The organism is Vreelandella nigrificans (assembly GCF_002374315.1).
In the GTDB taxonomy this organism is placed as follows: domain Bacteria; phylum Pseudomonadota; class Gammaproteobacteria; order Pseudomonadales; family Halomonadaceae; genus Vreelandella; species Vreelandella nigrificans.
Genome location: NZ_NWUX01000010.1, coordinates 41,145 through 56,935, shown reverse-complemented (window position 1 = coordinate 56,935; position 15,791 = coordinate 41,145). Strand labels below are relative to the sequence as shown.

17 protein-coding genes are annotated in these 15,791 nt (G+C 51.7%); 9 read left to right on the top strand and 8 right to left on the bottom strand.

Annotated elements, in window-relative coordinates; genetic code table 11:
- Window positions 1-46 precede the first annotated feature (46 nt).
- The 3 genes from CPA45_RS12440 to CPA45_RS12430 are packed head-to-tail and all read right to left on the bottom strand — an operon-like array spanning window position 47 to window position 2,568.
- Window positions 47-1,561, bottom strand: a complete 1,515-nt coding sequence (locus tag CPA45_RS12440; RefSeq protein ID WP_096651865.1) for a sensor histidine kinase — start codon at window positions 1,559-1,561, stop codon at window positions 47-49.
- Between the two features lie 3 nt (window positions 1,562-1,564).
- Window positions 1,565-2,266: a response regulator transcription factor gene (locus tag CPA45_RS12435; RefSeq protein ID WP_096651864.1), complete on the bottom strand. Its 702-nt coding sequence runs from the start codon at window positions 2,264-2,266 to the stop codon at window positions 1,565-1,567.
- Window positions 2,267-2,313: 47 nt separating this feature from the next.
- Window positions 2,314-2,568, bottom strand: a complete 255-nt coding sequence (locus CPA45_RS12430; RefSeq protein WP_096651863.1) for a hypothetical protein — start codon at window positions 2,566-2,568, stop codon at window positions 2,314-2,316.
- Between the two features lie 231 nt (window positions 2,569-2,799).
- On the opposite strand from CPA45_RS12430, the gene CPA45_RS12425 reads away from it, so the two are divergent.
- Genes CPA45_RS12425 through CPA45_RS12415 form a run of 3 tightly spaced genes read left to right on the top strand, consistent with a single transcriptional unit; the run spans window position 2,800 to window position 5,388 of the window.
- Window positions 2,800-3,774: a DUF2157 domain-containing protein gene (locus CPA45_RS12425; RefSeq protein WP_096651862.1), complete on the top strand. Its 975-nt coding sequence runs from the start codon at window positions 2,800-2,802 to the stop codon at window positions 3,772-3,774.
- A complete protein-coding gene (locus CPA45_RS12420) occupies window positions 3,771-4,859 on the top strand; it encodes a DUF4401 domain-containing protein (protein ID WP_096651861.1) in 1,089 nt (362 codons plus the stop codon). The genes CPA45_RS12425 and CPA45_RS12420 overlap by 4 nt, the downstream gene beginning before the upstream one ends.
- Window positions 4,849-5,388, top strand: coding sequence for a GDYXXLXY domain-containing protein (locus CPA45_RS12415; RefSeq protein ID WP_096651860.1), 540 nt, complete (start codon window positions 4,849-4,851; stop codon window positions 5,386-5,388). The genes CPA45_RS12420 and CPA45_RS12415 overlap by 11 nt, the downstream gene beginning before the upstream one ends.
- Window positions 5,389-5,396: 8 nt before the next feature.
- On the opposite strand, the gene CPA45_RS12410 is transcribed toward CPA45_RS12415, so the two are convergent.
- Window positions 5,397-6,308: a LysR family transcriptional regulator gene (locus CPA45_RS12410; RefSeq protein WP_096651859.1), complete on the bottom strand. Its 912-nt coding sequence runs from the start codon at window positions 6,306-6,308 to the stop codon at window positions 5,397-5,399.
- 149 nt (window positions 6,309-6,457) lie between these two features.
- On the opposite strand from CPA45_RS12410, the gene ycaC reads away from it, so the two are divergent.
- The 4 genes from ycaC (at window position 6,458) to CPA45_RS12390 (ending at window position 9,125) form a co-directional block, all read left to right on the top strand.
- Window positions 6,458-7,093: an isochorismate family cysteine hydrolase YcaC gene (gene ycaC / locus CPA45_RS12405; protein ID WP_096651858.1), complete on the top strand. Its 636-nt coding sequence runs from the start codon at window positions 6,458-6,460 to the stop codon at window positions 7,091-7,093.
- A gap of 90 nt (window positions 7,094-7,183) precedes the next feature.
- Window positions 7,184-7,765 (top strand): antibiotic biosynthesis monooxygenase, encoded by a 582-nt coding sequence (locus CPA45_RS12400; protein WP_096651857.1) that lies wholly within the window; start codon window positions 7,184-7,186, stop codon window positions 7,763-7,765.
- 64 nt (window positions 7,766-7,829) lie between these two features.
- Window positions 7,830-8,132 (top strand): GNAT family N-acetyltransferase, encoded by a 303-nt coding sequence (locus CPA45_RS12395; RefSeq protein WP_096651856.1) that lies wholly within the window; start codon window positions 7,830-7,832, stop codon window positions 8,130-8,132.
- A gap of 45 nt (window positions 8,133-8,177) precedes the next feature.
- Window positions 8,178-9,125: a pirin family protein gene (locus CPA45_RS12390; protein ID WP_096651855.1), complete on the top strand. Its 948-nt coding sequence runs from the start codon at window positions 8,178-8,180 to the stop codon at window positions 9,123-9,125.
- A gap of 96 nt (window positions 9,126-9,221) precedes the next feature.
- Here the strand turns inward: CPA45_RS12390 and CPA45_RS12385 are convergent, their stop codons facing one another.
- Window positions 9,222-10,109, bottom strand: coding sequence for a pirin family protein (locus CPA45_RS12385; protein ID WP_096651854.1), 888 nt, complete (start codon window positions 10,107-10,109; stop codon window positions 9,222-9,224).
- Between the two features lie 251 nt (window positions 10,110-10,360).
- Here CPA45_RS12385 and CPA45_RS12380 point away from each other — a divergent pair, with 251 nt between their 5' ends.
- Window positions 10,361-12,139 carry a mechanosensitive ion channel family protein gene (locus CPA45_RS12380; RefSeq protein WP_096651853.1) on the top strand — a complete coding sequence of 593 codons (1,779 nt, stop codon included), beginning with the start codon at window positions 10,361-10,363 and terminating at the stop codon, window positions 12,137-12,139.
- 148 nt (window positions 12,140-12,287) lie between these two features.
- Window positions 12,288-13,061, top strand: coding sequence for an alpha/beta hydrolase family protein (locus CPA45_RS12375; RefSeq protein WP_096651852.1), 774 nt, complete (start codon window positions 12,288-12,290; stop codon window positions 13,059-13,061).
- Between the two features lie 74 nt (window positions 13,062-13,135).
- On the opposite strand, the gene CPA45_RS12370 is transcribed toward CPA45_RS12375, so the two are convergent.
- The 3 genes from CPA45_RS12370 to CPA45_RS12360 all read right to left on the bottom strand — a co-directional run bounded on the left by CPA45_RS12370 (window position 13,136) and on the right by CPA45_RS12360 (window position 15,714).
- Window positions 13,136-13,627 carry a RidA family protein gene (locus CPA45_RS12370; protein ID WP_208858507.1) on the bottom strand — a complete coding sequence of 164 codons (492 nt, stop codon included), beginning with the start codon at window positions 13,625-13,627 and terminating at the stop codon, window positions 13,136-13,138.
- An 86-nt stretch (window positions 13,628-13,713) separates the two neighbouring features.
- The gene (locus tag CPA45_RS12365; RefSeq protein ID WP_208858506.1) at window positions 13,714-14,115 is read right to left on the bottom strand and encodes a c-type cytochrome; all 402 of its coding nucleotides are present in this window, start codon (window positions 14,113-14,115) and stop codon (window positions 13,714-13,716) included.
- 12 nt (window positions 14,116-14,127) lie between these two features.
- On the bottom strand, window positions 14,128-15,714 hold the full coding sequence (locus CPA45_RS12360; RefSeq protein WP_096651850.1) for a flavin monoamine oxidase family protein: 1,587 nt from the start codon (window positions 15,712-15,714) through the stop codon (window positions 14,128-14,130).
- Window positions 15,715-15,791 lie beyond the last annotated feature (77 nt).

Sequence of the window (15,791 nt, the reverse complement as noted above, 5' to 3'; positions counted from 1 at the left end):
TGTGACCAGTATGAGTGAGGTTTATCACAGCTAGCTCCCCAGGTTATTACGTATTTATAACGTTGGGTGGGACAGGAACGTACGTCGGTAAGCGTATACAGAAGGATGCTCCCCCAGTGGTAAGGTTTTCCACACAGATATCACCGCCCTGAAGTGTCATTATTCGGCGTGCAATCGCCAGCCCTAGCCCGGCATGGCCGGATCCGTCAGAGGTTTCACCGCGATAGAAAGGCTCAAAGATATGCGGTAGGTCTTGCTCCGCAATGCCTGGGCCGCTGTCTCGCACGCAAACCTCCGGTTCGCCGTCCGTTTGGCCAACAATAACGTCAATGCGGCCGCCAGAGGGGCTATAGGCAATGGCATTGCTGATCAAGTTATCCAGCACACGTTCGGTCATAGCCAAGTCTGCATAAGCGGTTGGCAGCGCTGGGTCTCCGCTCAACGTGAGTTCCAGTTGGTTATCCCGAGCTGTCTGGCCGTGTTTCTGAACCACATCGTGTACCAGTTCGGCGAGCGGGAAGGGTTCTGGCGCCGGCTGTTTTTCCTTTGCCTCGAGTGCGGCAAGCTCGAAGAGCTCGTCCACCAGGCGGCTTAAGCGACGGCCTTCTTTTAGGGCAATATCGAGAAAGCGATCCTGCTCTTGTGGGCTGAGCCGGTCACGCCTTAATTTCAAACTTTCGATATAGCCCTGCATGGATGCCAGTGGCGTGCGAAGGTCATGAGATACCTGAGCAATCAAGTGACGGCGCTGGGCATCTTTTTCCGTTAACTGCTCGATTTGAGAAGCAATTCGGCACGCCATATCATCAAAGGTGGCGCCTAAGTAGTCGATCTCATCACGTACAGTGGGTCGCTTGTCGCGCCACCTTTTGCTACACCAAGCACCGGGTGTGCCTTGGTTCATATCGCTGTTCTCGAACTCTGCCACTAGGTGCGTGAGTGATCTCAGCCGGCGAGTTAACAGGCGGAAAATAGTCAGCCCTGCGATCATGGCCACTGCCAAACTGACGAGCAGTGCCCACGCGCTCATCTGCAGCACTTTGCCGCCACGGGCCATGGTTTCTGCGGCGTCGTACTCCTCGCCTCGTAACACGACGTAGAGGTAGCCTTCTGGGTTATCTGCGGTGGGCACTGGGGTAACGGAAAATACTTTCTGCCGGTCATGGCTACGCGGATCATCCCCCAGTATTGGATACAGGCTCATGTCATCCATCAGCCTGCGTATGGGGGGCAGCGAGACCTGGTTGCGTTTGATCTTCGCTGGGTCCGCTGAGTAGGAGAGAATAGTGCCATCCAAAGCCAGTAGGTAGATCTCGATGCTGGGGTTAATGGCCATGTAGAGGGCGAACAACTCTTCCAGAGCGCTCCGGTCAAGCTGCCCGCCACTAACCAGGTTTCTATCAGACACTAGGTTCTGAGCCAGATCCTGGTGCAACGCCTGGTTAACGGAAGCGCTGTATTCGCGCAGCGCATAGAGGCTGATAAAGGTATAGAGCAGGCCGACGACCAGCAATAGCAAAAATAGGCCGAGGGCCAGCCGGGTGTAGAGTGTTTTCAGCATAACTTATTCGCGGAAGCGATAGCCCACCCCCCAGACGGTCTGGATGAACTCCGGTCGAGCCGGGTCTGTTTCGATTTTCCCCCGCAGGCGGTTAATGTGGGTATTGACGGTATGCTCGTAACCTTCGTGGCTGTAGCCCCATACGGTGTCGAGCAATTGAACACGACTGAATACCCGCCCTGGATGGCTGGCAAAGTGCCAAAGTAGGTCAAATTCCCGCGCGGTGAGCTCGACTGTTTGCTCCTTTATAAACACCCGTCGGCGCAGTGGGTCAATACGCAGCCCATCGGCGATCAGCTCATCATCGCTGGTTTTCTCGATTGGCGTGGACGCCATGGCATCCACGCGTCGGAACAAGGCCTTCACCCTGGCGGACAATTCCGCCACGCTAAATGGTTTGGTGAGGTAATCATCTGCACCCATTTCCAGACCCAACACCCGATCCAACTCCGTGCTTTTAGCCGTTAGCATCAATACTGGAACATAACCTGGGCCTGAGCGAATTTCGCGGCACACCGATAGTCCATCCAGGCCGGGTAGCATCAGGTCAAGAATCACCAGATCGATACCCCCTTCACGAAAACGCTCAAGTCCAGTATCCCCCCGCGCACAAAGAATGGGGTTCATGCCAAGTTCAGCCACGTGTATACGCACGAGCTCACCGATACCTGGGTTATCTTCTACGATCAGTACGTTGCGTGTCATAGGTGCCTGGCTTTTAAACGCCCAAAATGAATTTGTTTGCCTGAGGCTTACATGCCCCCACTTTCCATCTCCTCTTCCATCTCCATATCGCTGTCCATCTCCATATCACCTTCCATGTCACCTTCCATCGCGTCGGGCATCTCATCCATCTCCATATCGCCATGCTCCATTGGCTTACTTTCCATCGCCTCATGCATGTCGTCTTCCATCATGCCATCTTTGGGCATCATTTCATCCGCGTGGCTGGCGCTTGCCATCAGGCTGAATAGGCCGATAGCTACGATTGTCATGAACTTGTTCATATGGTGTCTCCTCAAGCTTTATGCCTGCCAAACTGGCAGGCTTGAAACTTATCTTCACTGCACACCATCACAGGAGAGTCACCAAGAGTTAAAGAGTGTATCGCGCAAAGTTCACAAATGTGTCACGGGCGCGGGAAAGATCGCGCGATGAGTTAAGTACAGCACCGCTGTGTTTTGAGTTCCGGTTGCTAACCGACAATAATTTAATGCCATCACAAAAAAGGAGCTTCCATGACCACTAAGCGGCGTGACCTCGTATCGTTAATTGAGCGGGGCGCGATCCCCCCTGAGCAAGTGGCGTTGGCTACAGAGGTTGTCGGGCTACATCCAGGGCCCCGTGCCTGGGCGCTGTTGATTGACCGATTATTGCTATGGCTGGGGGGCTTGGCGCTTGCCTTCGGAGTGCTGTTTTTTGTGGCCTATAACTGGGCGGAGATGGGCCGTTTATCTCGCTTTGGTTTAGTGCAAGCGGCGTTATTGATGGCGGTGGGTATCGTGTTGTGGGGGCGGGCTAGCACGATGCTTGTTCGAGTGGCATTAACGGCGGCGTTTCTGTTGGTGGGGGTGCTGCTGGCGCTGTTTGGGCAGGTGTATCAAACCGGTGCAGATCCGTGGCAGCTGTTTTTTCTATGGGCAGTGCTTGTGTTGCCCTGGGTATGGGTAGCGCGCTTTGATGTACTGTGGGTGGCGTGGCTTGGGCTTTTAAACTTGGCGGTATGGCTTTATGCCAGTACCTGGGGTGGCGGCATATTGGGCACTATGTTTACTGCCAGTGATGCTGTCTTGTGGGGCATTGTGTGTATCAATATTACTGCGCAGGTGGTGTGGGAGTGGGGGGCGCAACAGCGAGATTGGCCAGGGCGCTGGGCTATTTGTTTGCTAGCTCTAGGGGGCGGGGTGCCAATGACGCTGCTGATGATGGAGTGGGTGACTGGGGAGAGCTATGTGTTTGCGCCAATTATGGTGGCATATCCAGTGTGGTTGGCTGCGTTGTATGGCGTTTACCGCCATTGGCGGCTTGAGCTATTTATGTTGGCAGGCGGCTGTGTCTCGGTAATTACGGTGGTGACATTACTGCTTGTACGCCATGTGTTTTGGGGAAGCTGGCATGCCGAAAGCTTACTACTGTTGGCGGGCGCCGTCTTTGGGATGGGGGCGTTAGCAGTGGCCTGGTTGAAGCGCTTAAATGCCGAGGTGGCACCATGAACCGCTCCATTGATGCGCTCAAACAGCAGCTCGCCCAAGCAGGTGTTGTGGTCAATGAGTCACTATCTCCTGTGCCGCTGGAATCACCCTGGTTTGTACGGATACTTCAGGCGTTTTTTGGCTGGCTGGCGGCGCTATTTTTGCTTGGGTTCATCGCCATGGGCATGGTGTTTATCGCGGAAAGCCCAGTGGCTTCGTTTGTTGTTGGTGGCATCTTGATAGGGGGTGCGTTTGCACTGCTGCGCACAGCACAAAGTGATGTGCTTGAACATATGGCACTAGTGTTTAGCATGGCGGGGCAGTTGCTAGTGGCTTGGGGAATGGTAGAAATATTAGCGAGCTCCGCTTATCTATGGTGGGCATTGCTTGGTTTGCAGTGTGTATTGGCATTGATTATGCCCAGCCAAGTTCACCGTAGTTTCTCTACTTTTGCGGCAAGTTTGGCACTCTATATGGCATTGGCAAACAATGGGCTTGAGCAAGTAGCCAGTGGCTTGGTGCTGTTGATATTTACGCTACTTTGGCTAAATGAATTTCGCTGGTTAAGTCGTGTAAGCTTGGTCCAGGCGTGGTGCTCTGGCCTGCTAGTGGGTTTGCTAGTGTTACAGGGGCTTGCTCATTCAGGCGGCTCCTCCTGGTGGTTTAGTGATCAATCTCCCACTGAATGGTTTGCTGCTTGGCTAGTTGGTTGGGTGAGCGCTGGGCTGGCGGCACTAGCGCTATTGTGCGTTATCCAAAAAGTGTTTCGTCAGCAGTATGTTCAGCCTGCCATAGGGGAGCGGCTCGCTATTTATGGAGCGGTTGCTGTCTTGGCTCTAGTGTCGGTGTATGTGCCGGGGCTATGCCTTGGGGTGACTGTGTTGTTGCTTGGGTTTGCTATTAGCCATCGTAGGCTAATGGGATGCGGTATTTTGCTGCTACTGATCGCCATTAGCAGTTATTACTACTGGTTGGATGTCACGCTGTTGGTAAAGGCGCTACTACTGTTTGTGGTTGGTGCGGGCCTGTTGGCGCTGCGTTGGGCGCTGCGGCGGTGGCTAACACCGCTCACTCCAGCAGTGAAAGGAGATTCCAATGAGCAATAATACCAAGCGAAACCGCTGGATAGTCATTGCAACCGCATTACTGGTGCTGGCGGTGGTCAATTGGTCAATTTGGCAAAAAGAGCGCCACTTAGCCGAAGGTGAGATTATTTATCTGGCGCTTGCGCCTGTTGATCCACGCTCATTAATGCAGGGCGACTATATGGTGCTAAATTTTGCGCTGGCCGACCGTATACGTATGCAGCGTGCACTCAACCGGCACGCGGAGGATGACGAGCCACTAAAGGCAGCAGATGGCAGTGTGATTGTTCGCTTGGATGAACAGCGTATCGCGCATTTTCAGCGCTTGGATGACGGTCGATCTTTAGCTAATGATGAACGCCGCTTACGCTATCGCCTGCGCCATGGTCAGGTACGCTTCGCCACCGATGCATTTTTCTTCCAGGAGGGCCACGGCGAACGTTTTGAGCCTGCCCACTATGGTCAATTTCGGCTAAATCGCCACGGCGAACTGTTGCTGGCCGCGCTATATGACGAGGAACTCAATGCACTGGGTGAGATGGAACGGTGATGGGTGTATTAGTGTTCAATCCCAATCGCTGCATAGCGCTCGGCAAGAAAGTCTAGCAGTGCTCTGACAGAAGGTAGTAAACCTCGACGGGAAGGATAAACGGCATGAATGACTTCCCGCCTGGGCTGCCATTCGGGTAATACCGAAATAAGGGTTTTTGACGTTAGTGCATCCCCCAACATTAAGCTTGGTAATTGAACGATGCCAACGCCTGCTAATGCTGCGCGATAGAGTGCGGTCATATCGGTGGTTATAAACCGTGGTGAATGCTCAATTTTTTGTTCTTCAGTGCCACGTTGTAGATGCCACACATGGGTTTCTTCAGGCCTTGCTCGGCTCAGGCTAGGCAGCTCGGAAAGGGCGTGTGGCTCTGATGGCATGCCGTACTGATTGATCAGTGCTGGGCTGGCAACTAAGCACTGTCCGCGATCCGATAGCACTTTCAGGACAAGTTCGCTATCTTCCAAAGGAAGGGGGCGGGCACGCAGCGCAATATCAATGCCTTCAACAAATGGGTCAATGCGGCGGTTAGTGCCTTCCAAATGCACCTGTATATCAGGGTAGAGCACCATAAAATCCGCCAGCATCGCGCTTACGTGAAAGCTCAGCAACCCAGTGGGGCAACTGATACGAATGGTGCCACAGGGGACTTGTTTGGTTTCTTCAATAAACTGCTGGGCTGCTTCAGCTTCCACCAGCATTGCTTTGCAGTGCTGGTAGTAGCGTTGGCCAATGTCAGTGAGCGTTAGGTGGCGGGTCGAGCGGTGCATTAGCCGCACGTTAAGCTGATTTTCTAGCTCGCCAACCCGTCTGCTTAACTTCGATTTGGCAATACCTAAAGCACGGCCTGCCGGGGAAAAACCGCCGTGGTCGACTACCTTCACAAAATAATAAAGGTCATTCAGATTAGGGGCTGCCATGAGTGTTCTCCCTATGCAACGCTGTGTCTTAATTTTGAATCTAATCATCAAGGAGTCGAGATACTACACTCTATGAGGCATGTGGAAACGCATGTTGGAACTTCATTTTCCAAAAGCTCACCCAGCCGAATAGATAAAAGGAGTACGTCATGGCTAAGCCCTATGTTCGTCTCGATAAAGATAATGCCGCTGTTCTTTTAGTAGATCATCAAACCGGGTTGTTGTCCTTGGTTCGCGATATTGACCCTGACCGCTTTAAAAATAATGTTTTAGCGCTAGCCGATCTAGCTAACTATTTTGGCCTACCAACCATTCTAACGACGAGCTTTGAAGATGGACCTAACGGGCCGCTAGTGCCCGAATTGAAAGAGATGTTCCCAGATGCGCCTTATATCGCACGCCCCGGACAAATTAATGCCTGGGATAACGAAGATTTTGTAAAAGCGGTTAAGGCGACTGGCAAGAAACAGCTGATCATTGCGGGAGTGGTAACAGAAGTGTGCGTTGCTTTCCCAGCGCTTTCCGCACTTGAAGAAGAGTTCGATGTGTTTGTCATCACCGATGCATCGGGTACCTTTAATGAGCTTACACGTGATTCTGCTTGGGACCGTATGTCCGGTGCAGGTGCCCAGTTAATGACCTGGTTTGGTGCTGCCTGCGAACTTCATCGTGACTGGCGAAATGATATCGAAGGCTTAGGGGCGCTCTTCTCTAATCATATCCCCGACTATCGCAACTTAATGAATAGCTACAGTACTCTGACACAAGCCTCTGCGAAGAAGTAAACCATGTCCATGACCGGGGGCAGGTAAGCTCCTGGTCACTGCTTTCAAGGATGGCATTAACCAGTTGTCCATTGGTTATGGAATATCACAATGAGCCCTGAACATATTGCAGAGCGACCCGATGAGTCAGGTGCGATAACACTGAAGATATGTCATCGCGTGAAACCCGATGCCCGGGCTGAGTATGAAGTATGGTTAAAAAGAATTATTCATGTGGCGGGCCAGTATCCTGGTCATCTTGGCGTGCATATTCTTCGTCCCGCTGAGGGGCACAATGACTATGAGATCGCCCTTAGGTTTTCTTCCCATGCCGATGCTGGAAGATGGCTTGAGTCTGCCGAGCGAAAAGCGTTGATCAATGATGCCTTACCCGCCTTTCGGGAAGCGGAAGTCATCCAGGTTCAAAGCGGTATCGATTACTGGTTCTCGCCACCCAATGCACCCGTTAACAAACAGCCTGTGCGCTGGAAGCAATGGCTCGTAACAACCTCGGTTATCTGGCCTCTCACCATGGTGGTTCCGCTTCTTTGGGGGCCGATTTTTGCGCTACTTCCCTGGCTGAATACGTGGGGTATTCGCCACGGTATTGTCGCGGCCAGCGTGGTCGGGTTGGTGGTCTATGTGGTGATGCCTCGTGTGGTACGCCTAGTCGCCTCATGGATGTTTCGCTGATATCTATTAAGTTATAGCAATAGGCCCTTGGCTGGGTAATGTGCAATACAAGAAGGAGAAGGCGATGTCTGATACACCTGCAAGCCCCTTTACCATTGAACATGAAACCAGCGATACCAAGGGGCGCTATGTTGTCGAGCTCAATGGGGCCGAAGCGGAAATGACTTATTCAAAAGCGGGTGACTCGATGATTATCATTGATAGTACCGCTGTGCCTGATGCCATGCGTGGGCAAAAAGTTGGTGTTGCGCTGGTTGCTCAAGCGGTGGGTGATGCACGCTCCTCGGGTAAGAAAGTCATGCCGTTATGTCCATTTGCGAAGGCGCAGTTTGCACGCCACCCAGAGTGGCGTGATGTGCTCGCTTAACGAACGTTACATGCTTTCCTGCCTCTCACTTCTGGAGAAGTCTCTATGAGCTGGATGCCTGATATTGAGCCTAAATGTCCTTCCGCAGGTAATTTGCACGATATCGAAACGCTGATTATTCCGCGTGCGCGAGATCTAGGCGGTTTTGAAGTGCGCCGTGCGCTGCCTGCCCCTAAACGGCAGATGGTAGGGCCGTTCATCTTTTTCGATCAGATGGGGCCTGCTGAGTTTCTAAGAGAAGACGGTATTGATGTTCGCCCTCACCCTCATATTGGGCTAGCCACGGTCACTTACCTGTACCAGGGGGAGTTTCAGCATCGCGATAGCCTTGGGACTAATCAGATGATTTATCCAGGGGCTGTTAACTGGATGGTGGCTGGTAACGGTGTGACTCACTCAGAGCGAACCACCCCAACCACGCGTCAGAACAAACACTCGCTGTTTGGCATTCAGACGTGGGTGGCACTGCCTGAGGCTCATGAAGATAAGCCTGCTAGTTTTGAACACCATGGTAAAGAAGCGCTGCCGATACTTAAAGGCGAAGGCAAGGAAGTGCGCTTGATCCTGGGGACGGCTTGGGGCGAGCGGTCGCCAGTGAAAACGTTCTCAGAGATGTTTTATGCTGATGCAGTATTAATGGCAGGGGCCAAACTTCCGTTACCAGATGGACACGAAGATCGTGGCCTCTATGTGGCATCGGGAAGCATTAGTGTCGCAGGGGAAACGTTTGAATCTGGACGAATGATGGTATTTCGCCCTGGAGACCCTATCACTGTTGTCGCCGGTGAGAATGGTGCGCAGCTAATGTTGCTTGGTGGCGAAACACTAAACGGGCCTCGCTATATCTCATGGAACTTCGTCGCTTCATCACGGGAAAAGCTAGCCGCAGCCAAACAGGACTGGATCGAAGGTGATTTCGAGCATGGCCGCTTTAGGCTTCCGCCAGGGGACGATGCCGAGTTTATTCCCTTCCCAGGGCAACCTGGTAAATAAGGGGAGCCCGGTAAATAAGAGTAAATAAGACAAGACAAGACAAGACAAGGCAGGGCTGGCTGCCTGATGGCAGCCAGCGTAACGAACATGATGATATCAACTGGGCATTTGGCCAAAGCGGCCACTGTTAAAGTCCTCTATCGCCTCAATGATTTCACGTTCGCTATTCATAACAAACGGACCATGACCTACCACTGGCTCATTGAGCGGTTCGCCGCTCAGCAGCAGAAGGGTTGCGTCGTTATTGGCTTCAAGTGTCAATGTCTCTCCATCCCTTGTCAGTTCGGCCACTTGCGCTTCGCGCAATACCTCTTCGCCATTGATTTGCACCGTGCCTTTCAGTACAACCACTAGAGTTGTCCAACCCTCCGGCTGCGTTAGCATGGTTGTCTTGCCGCCTTTTAGCTGCACATCCCATACATTCATTGGGGAAAATGTGTGCGCAGGCCCCTTGTAGTTATCGTCATCTAGGCTGTTATCGATATAGTCACCAGCAATAACGCGCACGCTACCAGCTTGCTCAGGCAGCTCCACAGCAGGGATCTGCGCATTAAAAATCGCCTGATAGCCTGGTTTGGCCATTTTGTCTTTTGCTGGTAAGTTTACCCACAGCTGAACCATTTCGAGGGTGCCACCGGTTTGTGTAAACGCCGGTGAGTGAAACTCTTCATGCAAAATGCCCGCGCCTGCTGTCATCCACTGCACATCACCTGGGCCAATTACGCCACCTTTACCAGTTGAGTCCCGGTGCGCCACTTCCCCTTGATAGACAATCGTGACGGTTTCAAACCCCCGGTGCGGGTGCTGGCCAACACCCCGTGGGCGTGTCGTCGGGGTAAAGTCTGCTGGGCCTGCATAGTCCAACAGCAGAAAGGGGCTTAACGGTTCAGAGCGCGGGCCATAAGAGAATAGCGAGCGGGCCGGAAAGCCATCGCCAACCCAGTGGGGACGTGGTGCGCTGGTAACAGATACTAACCTTTTCATCTTTTTCTCCTTGAAGAGGAAGACGTTATGTAAGGAGAGTACGCCTTAGAGGAAGAAGGGAATAGACAGTGCAGTTGAGACTCAGCGTTGCACTGCTGGAACGCTAGGTTCTTGCTTGATTGAAGAACGTAGTCTGTACTTTGTTCTACCACTGACATGGATGTGCTGTGCCTAGCTTTGCACAGTGCTAGCGGCTTTGTTCGTTGGTTGGTGATGGATTCATTGGCACACTTTTTCCGATTAAGGTTGGTATGCAAAAAAATAGCTCGTGGCCTGTGTGGTTGGCGCTGGTTTTAATAGTTACCTTTTCCAGCATCTGCACGGCACAAGTTCAAGGAGGAGAGAGCGAGGATAGCCAGTGGTTCAGTGTCGATACGCTGAACGCTGGACTGGGTGAGATCCCTGATGAAGTGAAGCGTAGAACGCCACGGGAATCGGTGCGCAGTTTTGTCGAGCTTACCGAAGAGGAGGACTATGCCGCGGCGGCTCACCTGCTTAACCTTTCTGATTTATCTCTTGATGAGCAGGCCGAACAGGGTAGTGAGCTTGCCAGGCAACTGGCCGAGATCTTTAAGCGTGGTGAGTGGCTGAATGTTTCCAACCTTTCGGGTCGCCAGGATGCTGCGATTGAGGATACCACTGGCCAGAATCCGCTGGCGGGAGTGCCGCGTCGAGATATTGAAATTACCTCTCTTCAGGCTGGCGGTGAAGCCTATGATATTCGCCTTGGCCGCTATCAAGTGGAGGGCGAAGATCCTGTCTGGCTGATTATGCCAGAGAGCGTTTCATCTATTCCTGTGCTGTATGAAGAGTATGGCCCCTCATTGCTGGAAGAGTATATTCCTGACCGCTTCAAGTCATCGTTTGGGATACTGATGGTGTGGGAGTGGATAGCTATCCCCGCTTTTCTATTGTTTATCGGTTTAGTGGGGTGGGGGGTGTATGGTTTTGTCGGGTTAACGGCCAGACTACTGCCTTCCGGGGCGCAGAGTATTTTCGCTGCCCGTATTAAAGTACCCATGGCGCTGATCGTTATCTCGCTGATTACTCAGATGCTATTGGATTACGTGGTGTCCTTCTCTGCGGTGGCTACTACCACGTTCCGGGTATTGCTGATCGCTGTTCTTGCGTGGGGGGCTGGCACCATCGCACTCCGTTTAGTGGATACCATCATGCTGCGTTTAACGCGACGGCTTGTGGGTGCAATTGATGACACTAAGCCCAAAGACCAGCGCAGGCTACTGACATCGCTTTATGCGCTGCGTCGGATCATTATCCTTGTTACGGTTATTGCAGTATCAGTTTATGTACTGGGACAAATCCAGCTCTTTGAGTCGTTAGGATTATCCATTCTTGCCTCGGCCAGTGTATTGGCGGTGTTGGTGGGTATTGCTGGTCAGGCAGTGCTTGGCAATATTCTCTCTTCGTTTCAATTATCTTTCGCAAAGCCTATTCGCATTGGCGACTTGGTCATGTTTGAGGGGCAGTGGTGTTATGTAGAAGGTATCTTCTATACCTTTATTCGCTTAAGGGTATGGGATGAGCGGCGGTTGATTGTGCCGGTGACCTACTTTGTTTCCAAGCCTTTTGAGAACTTGTCAGTCAAAAGCGCCAAAATGTACCGCTGCTTAGAGCTCACACTCCACCTTAGTGCTGATATTCAACTGCTACGCGAAAAATTCCTGGAGTACGCTAAAGAAGAAGAGAGCATCGTCGAACACCATAAGCTCCTATGTTATGTCACTGGACAAAACGGCACGGCCCAAACGATTGCCTGTTATTTAATGGCCTCTGACCCATTATCGGGTTGGACCGCAGAAATGAACGTGCGTGAGAAACTGATGGCCTTTATCCGCGATAATCACCCGGATTGGTGGCCCAGAGATGTCGTTGTTATCAGCCATGAAGATATTGCCCGTGGAGAGGTCCAAAGCAAGCGCTCGTCCCCCGCGAATAGTTCTGAAGAAATCCCTGAAAATAGCCCTAAAAATGGCTCAGAAGAGAACTCTGAATCGCCTGCTAAAAAATAAGAATAAATTAGGATTAACTTGTGAATAGGTGACTCCTTGCTATTATTGATGAAAATTCATCTCTTTGAGATGCGTTATGTCGTATTGAGATTCGTGGATGGTATGCGGGGTAACGTGTGAGTGTATGGGAAGCCTACGGTAAGCCTAAATGTCGTTAAATATTGCGCAACGCTTGCTTCCCGGCTGGGGCGTCACTTACGGCCCAGCTGGTGATGGCCCTTTTCCTGCGGTGATGCTCCTGCATGGCTCAGAAGGTGCCTGGGCAGGCTGGAGCCATCGTGACGCGATGCTATTCGCCGCCCATGGCTTCTTGGCATTCCCCTATGGCTACTCAAGTGGCGGTAATGCATGGAATGCCGGGCATATTATCGATTACCCACTGGATCGCAGCGTGGAGGCATTTAATGCCTTAAGGGATTTCCAGTTTGTTGATAAGCAGGTAGGGCTTTATGGTATTTCACGCGGTGCTGAGCATGCATTATTGCTAGGCTCACTGATGGCCAAAGATGCCGTAGCGGGTATGCCTGACGCTATCGCTGCCCATAGCCCGCCCGATGCCGTCTGTGGCGCCTTCGATGCACGTGGCTTTCGCGATGCGGGTGACCCAGGCTGGCAAGCCTGGGATGTCAGTAAGCGTGCTTGGACATGGCAAGGTAGCCATGAAGGCTTATTGCCCACCACGCCGATTGAGATCGAACGCTATCCTGGCCCACTGTTTCTTTCCCATGGCATGCAAGATCGCATGTGGTCGGTTGAAATGACCAAGCGCCTGGAGAAACGTTTGTATGGACATGGCCGTCACCCTGAGGTGCATTATTATGAGGGTGAGGATCATATCTCCAGTAGTGCTGGGCAGAATATTCACTATCAACGGCTGCTCGATTTTTTCACCAAGAGTTTGATAAAACCTCTTAGCCGCTAACGAGCTGGTAGCACTACAAAAAACAGCCGACTGCCTTTTATGGAGCCGGCTGTTTTGCTTCTCTCTTCTTTAAATTATGGTCTAACGGCGGTAACTTCTAACTCGACCAGCCAACCAGGATTGACCAGGGCATCAACCACCATAGCAGAACGTACCGGCAGGTTAGGCTGTTCTTCAGTGCCGAAGAACTGTGTATAGCCAGCCATAAAACCTTGGAAGTCGACGGTCTCACCTTCTGGCGCTACCAGGAACGCCTGCATTTTGATGATATCGCCTACACCTAATCCCAAACCTTCTAACTGCGCTTTAATACGGTTCATAACCGTCACTGTTTGCTCTTCGGTGGTTCCAAAGGCTTCAACACTGTTTGGGTCGGCATCTTCATTAATAATACTAGGCACGGTGCCACTGAGATAAACCGTTGTGCTGCCGGAGGGGACTTCAACAGCTTGCAGTATGGGGAAGTCAGAGTTGGGAATAGGGTGGCGAATAATATCCTCAGCTAGTGCAGTGCTTGCATAAGCTGAAAGAAGTGTTAGGCCGATAATAGCGCTTTTAAAACTCATCATGTCATTCCTTTTGGGGGCTAATGAAAGCGTTTTAGGTTACTTGTAGTTCTGTTAAAGAGTGCTTGCAGCTCAGTGAAAAAGCCTTAGCGCATACTCTTAACCAGTTCTGCGCTTGCTTGGTTATCAGTGTAGTGATTGCCAAAGTTGGCCCGTATAAAGTTCACTACTGTTGAAATTTGTTCGTCATCCAGTAGGCCGCCTAAAGAGGGCATGGCTTTATGACCGTGGATAATAAGGCTGATGGGGTAGGCGGTTGCCATTAGGTTGGGGTTGTTAGTCAGTGCTGGGTACTTACCGGCACCCTGGGCGCCTTGCCCATTGGACATATGACAGCCAGCACAAACAGAGGCATAGATGGACGCTCCATCTATTTGCGTCAAGGTGGAAGGGTCGTCGAACCAGTTGCTTGTATCAATAGCAACTTCCTGAGCGATAGCTGGCATAGAGAGTAAGAGTACTGTCATTGAAGTGAATAACATTTTCATATCGCGGACTCCTCAAGCCTCAGTAATGGTGGTGTGTAAGCGCTCTACGGCATCCAGGGCCGAGAGCACCGCTCCTTCCATCCAGGCAGGGAGATATGAAATATGCTCGCCAGCCATCAGTGTGCGGCCGTCCATTGCAGTGGCATCCTGATAGTCAGCTTCGCGATCTTTCCATAGACCATAGCAGCCTAACGACCATGGAACACGATGCCATGCCACTGAGGCGCCAGCTTTAAATTCATCGTAATACTGAGGATGAATCTGCGAACCGTACTCCATTACTTTAGCGATACGGTCTTCATGAGAGAGCGCATTAAATTGATAGGAGTAAGCGCCCCATGGGTAAGCGGCCAATAGGACGCCTGGGCCATCGCTAAACATGTCGTAGGGTGGGTAAGAAATTAGCGTTATGGGCAGGTTGGTATAGCTAATGCCGCCATAAATATACTCGTCCTCTTCCCAGAAGCGCCGCTTAAATTCAATGCCCGCTTTGAACGCTGACGCGTAGGGCATGGAATCAATGATCTTGCTCATGCGTGGTGAGAAATCGTGGTCAATCTGGCTCAGCACGGAAAACGGAATAGTACAAATGCAGTAATCGGCCGTTTCCGTTTGTTCGCTGCCGCCGCTATTGGTAGAGACCCAAGAGGCGGTTACCTGATCACCTTCATGCCTAATCCGTGTGACTTGTGCGTTATAGGTAATCAGTTCGCCAACCTGCTCTTCAAACCCTTTGGCAATCATGTCCATCCCACCCACTGGCTGGAAAATAGTGGATTGCATATGCAGGTTGTCGCCAGCCGTCAGGTTGCGCCACAGTGTTGAGTTCAGTAGGTCTGATAATGAATTGACCTGAGATGGCTCTGGCTTTCCATCTACACCCCCACCTTCTGGGTGTGCCCAACCACGGAATTTAGAGGACTCACTGCCTGTGACATACTCTAAATTGTCGTTTAGTGCGCCATAGCGTTTAAGTGCGGCAACCAGTTTTTCCGCATCTGCAGTGCTTACCGCCTGATCCAGGCCTGTCTGATCAACGACTTTGGCAAGTAATTCTGCTACGTGCCCTCTGAAGTCACTGGCTACTTCTTTAAAGCGTTGGGGCTGGCCATTGAAGGCCTCTGAGTCATGTAAGTACGCGTTATAATTGACTTGGATAAAGGGCTCCAGCTTTACCCCGAAGCGTTTGCAGTAATCCAATACGGCAAAATGATCCGAGGGAATTCTCCACGGGCCTGGATTGAAATAATTGCCCTCGGCGAAATCAATATGCTGAGTAGAGCCACCTAATTCGGTGTAGCTGTCTCCGCCACGCAATGTCCAGCAGCGGCCTCCGGCCTTATCGCGATACTCAAGTATCTTGACGTTATACCCTGCGTTGCGAAGCTCGAAGGCTGCCGTCATGCCTGCTAAGCCAGCTCCCAGAATTAAAATGTTGGTATTATCAGGTGCTCCCTGGAGGTTTAAGCGACCCCGCCAATTGGACGGGGATGCGAAGCCCATTGTACTCATTGCAGAGTACATGGCCGCCGCCCCTGCGACCGCGCCTACCATGCCCAAAAAAGATCTACGCGTAACACCTTCTGGGTTGAATGACATTGCTACCTCTCTATGAAGTCAGAGGCAGGTAAATAGAATCCTTTGGCAGCGTAATGCCATCTTACGTATAGCAATAA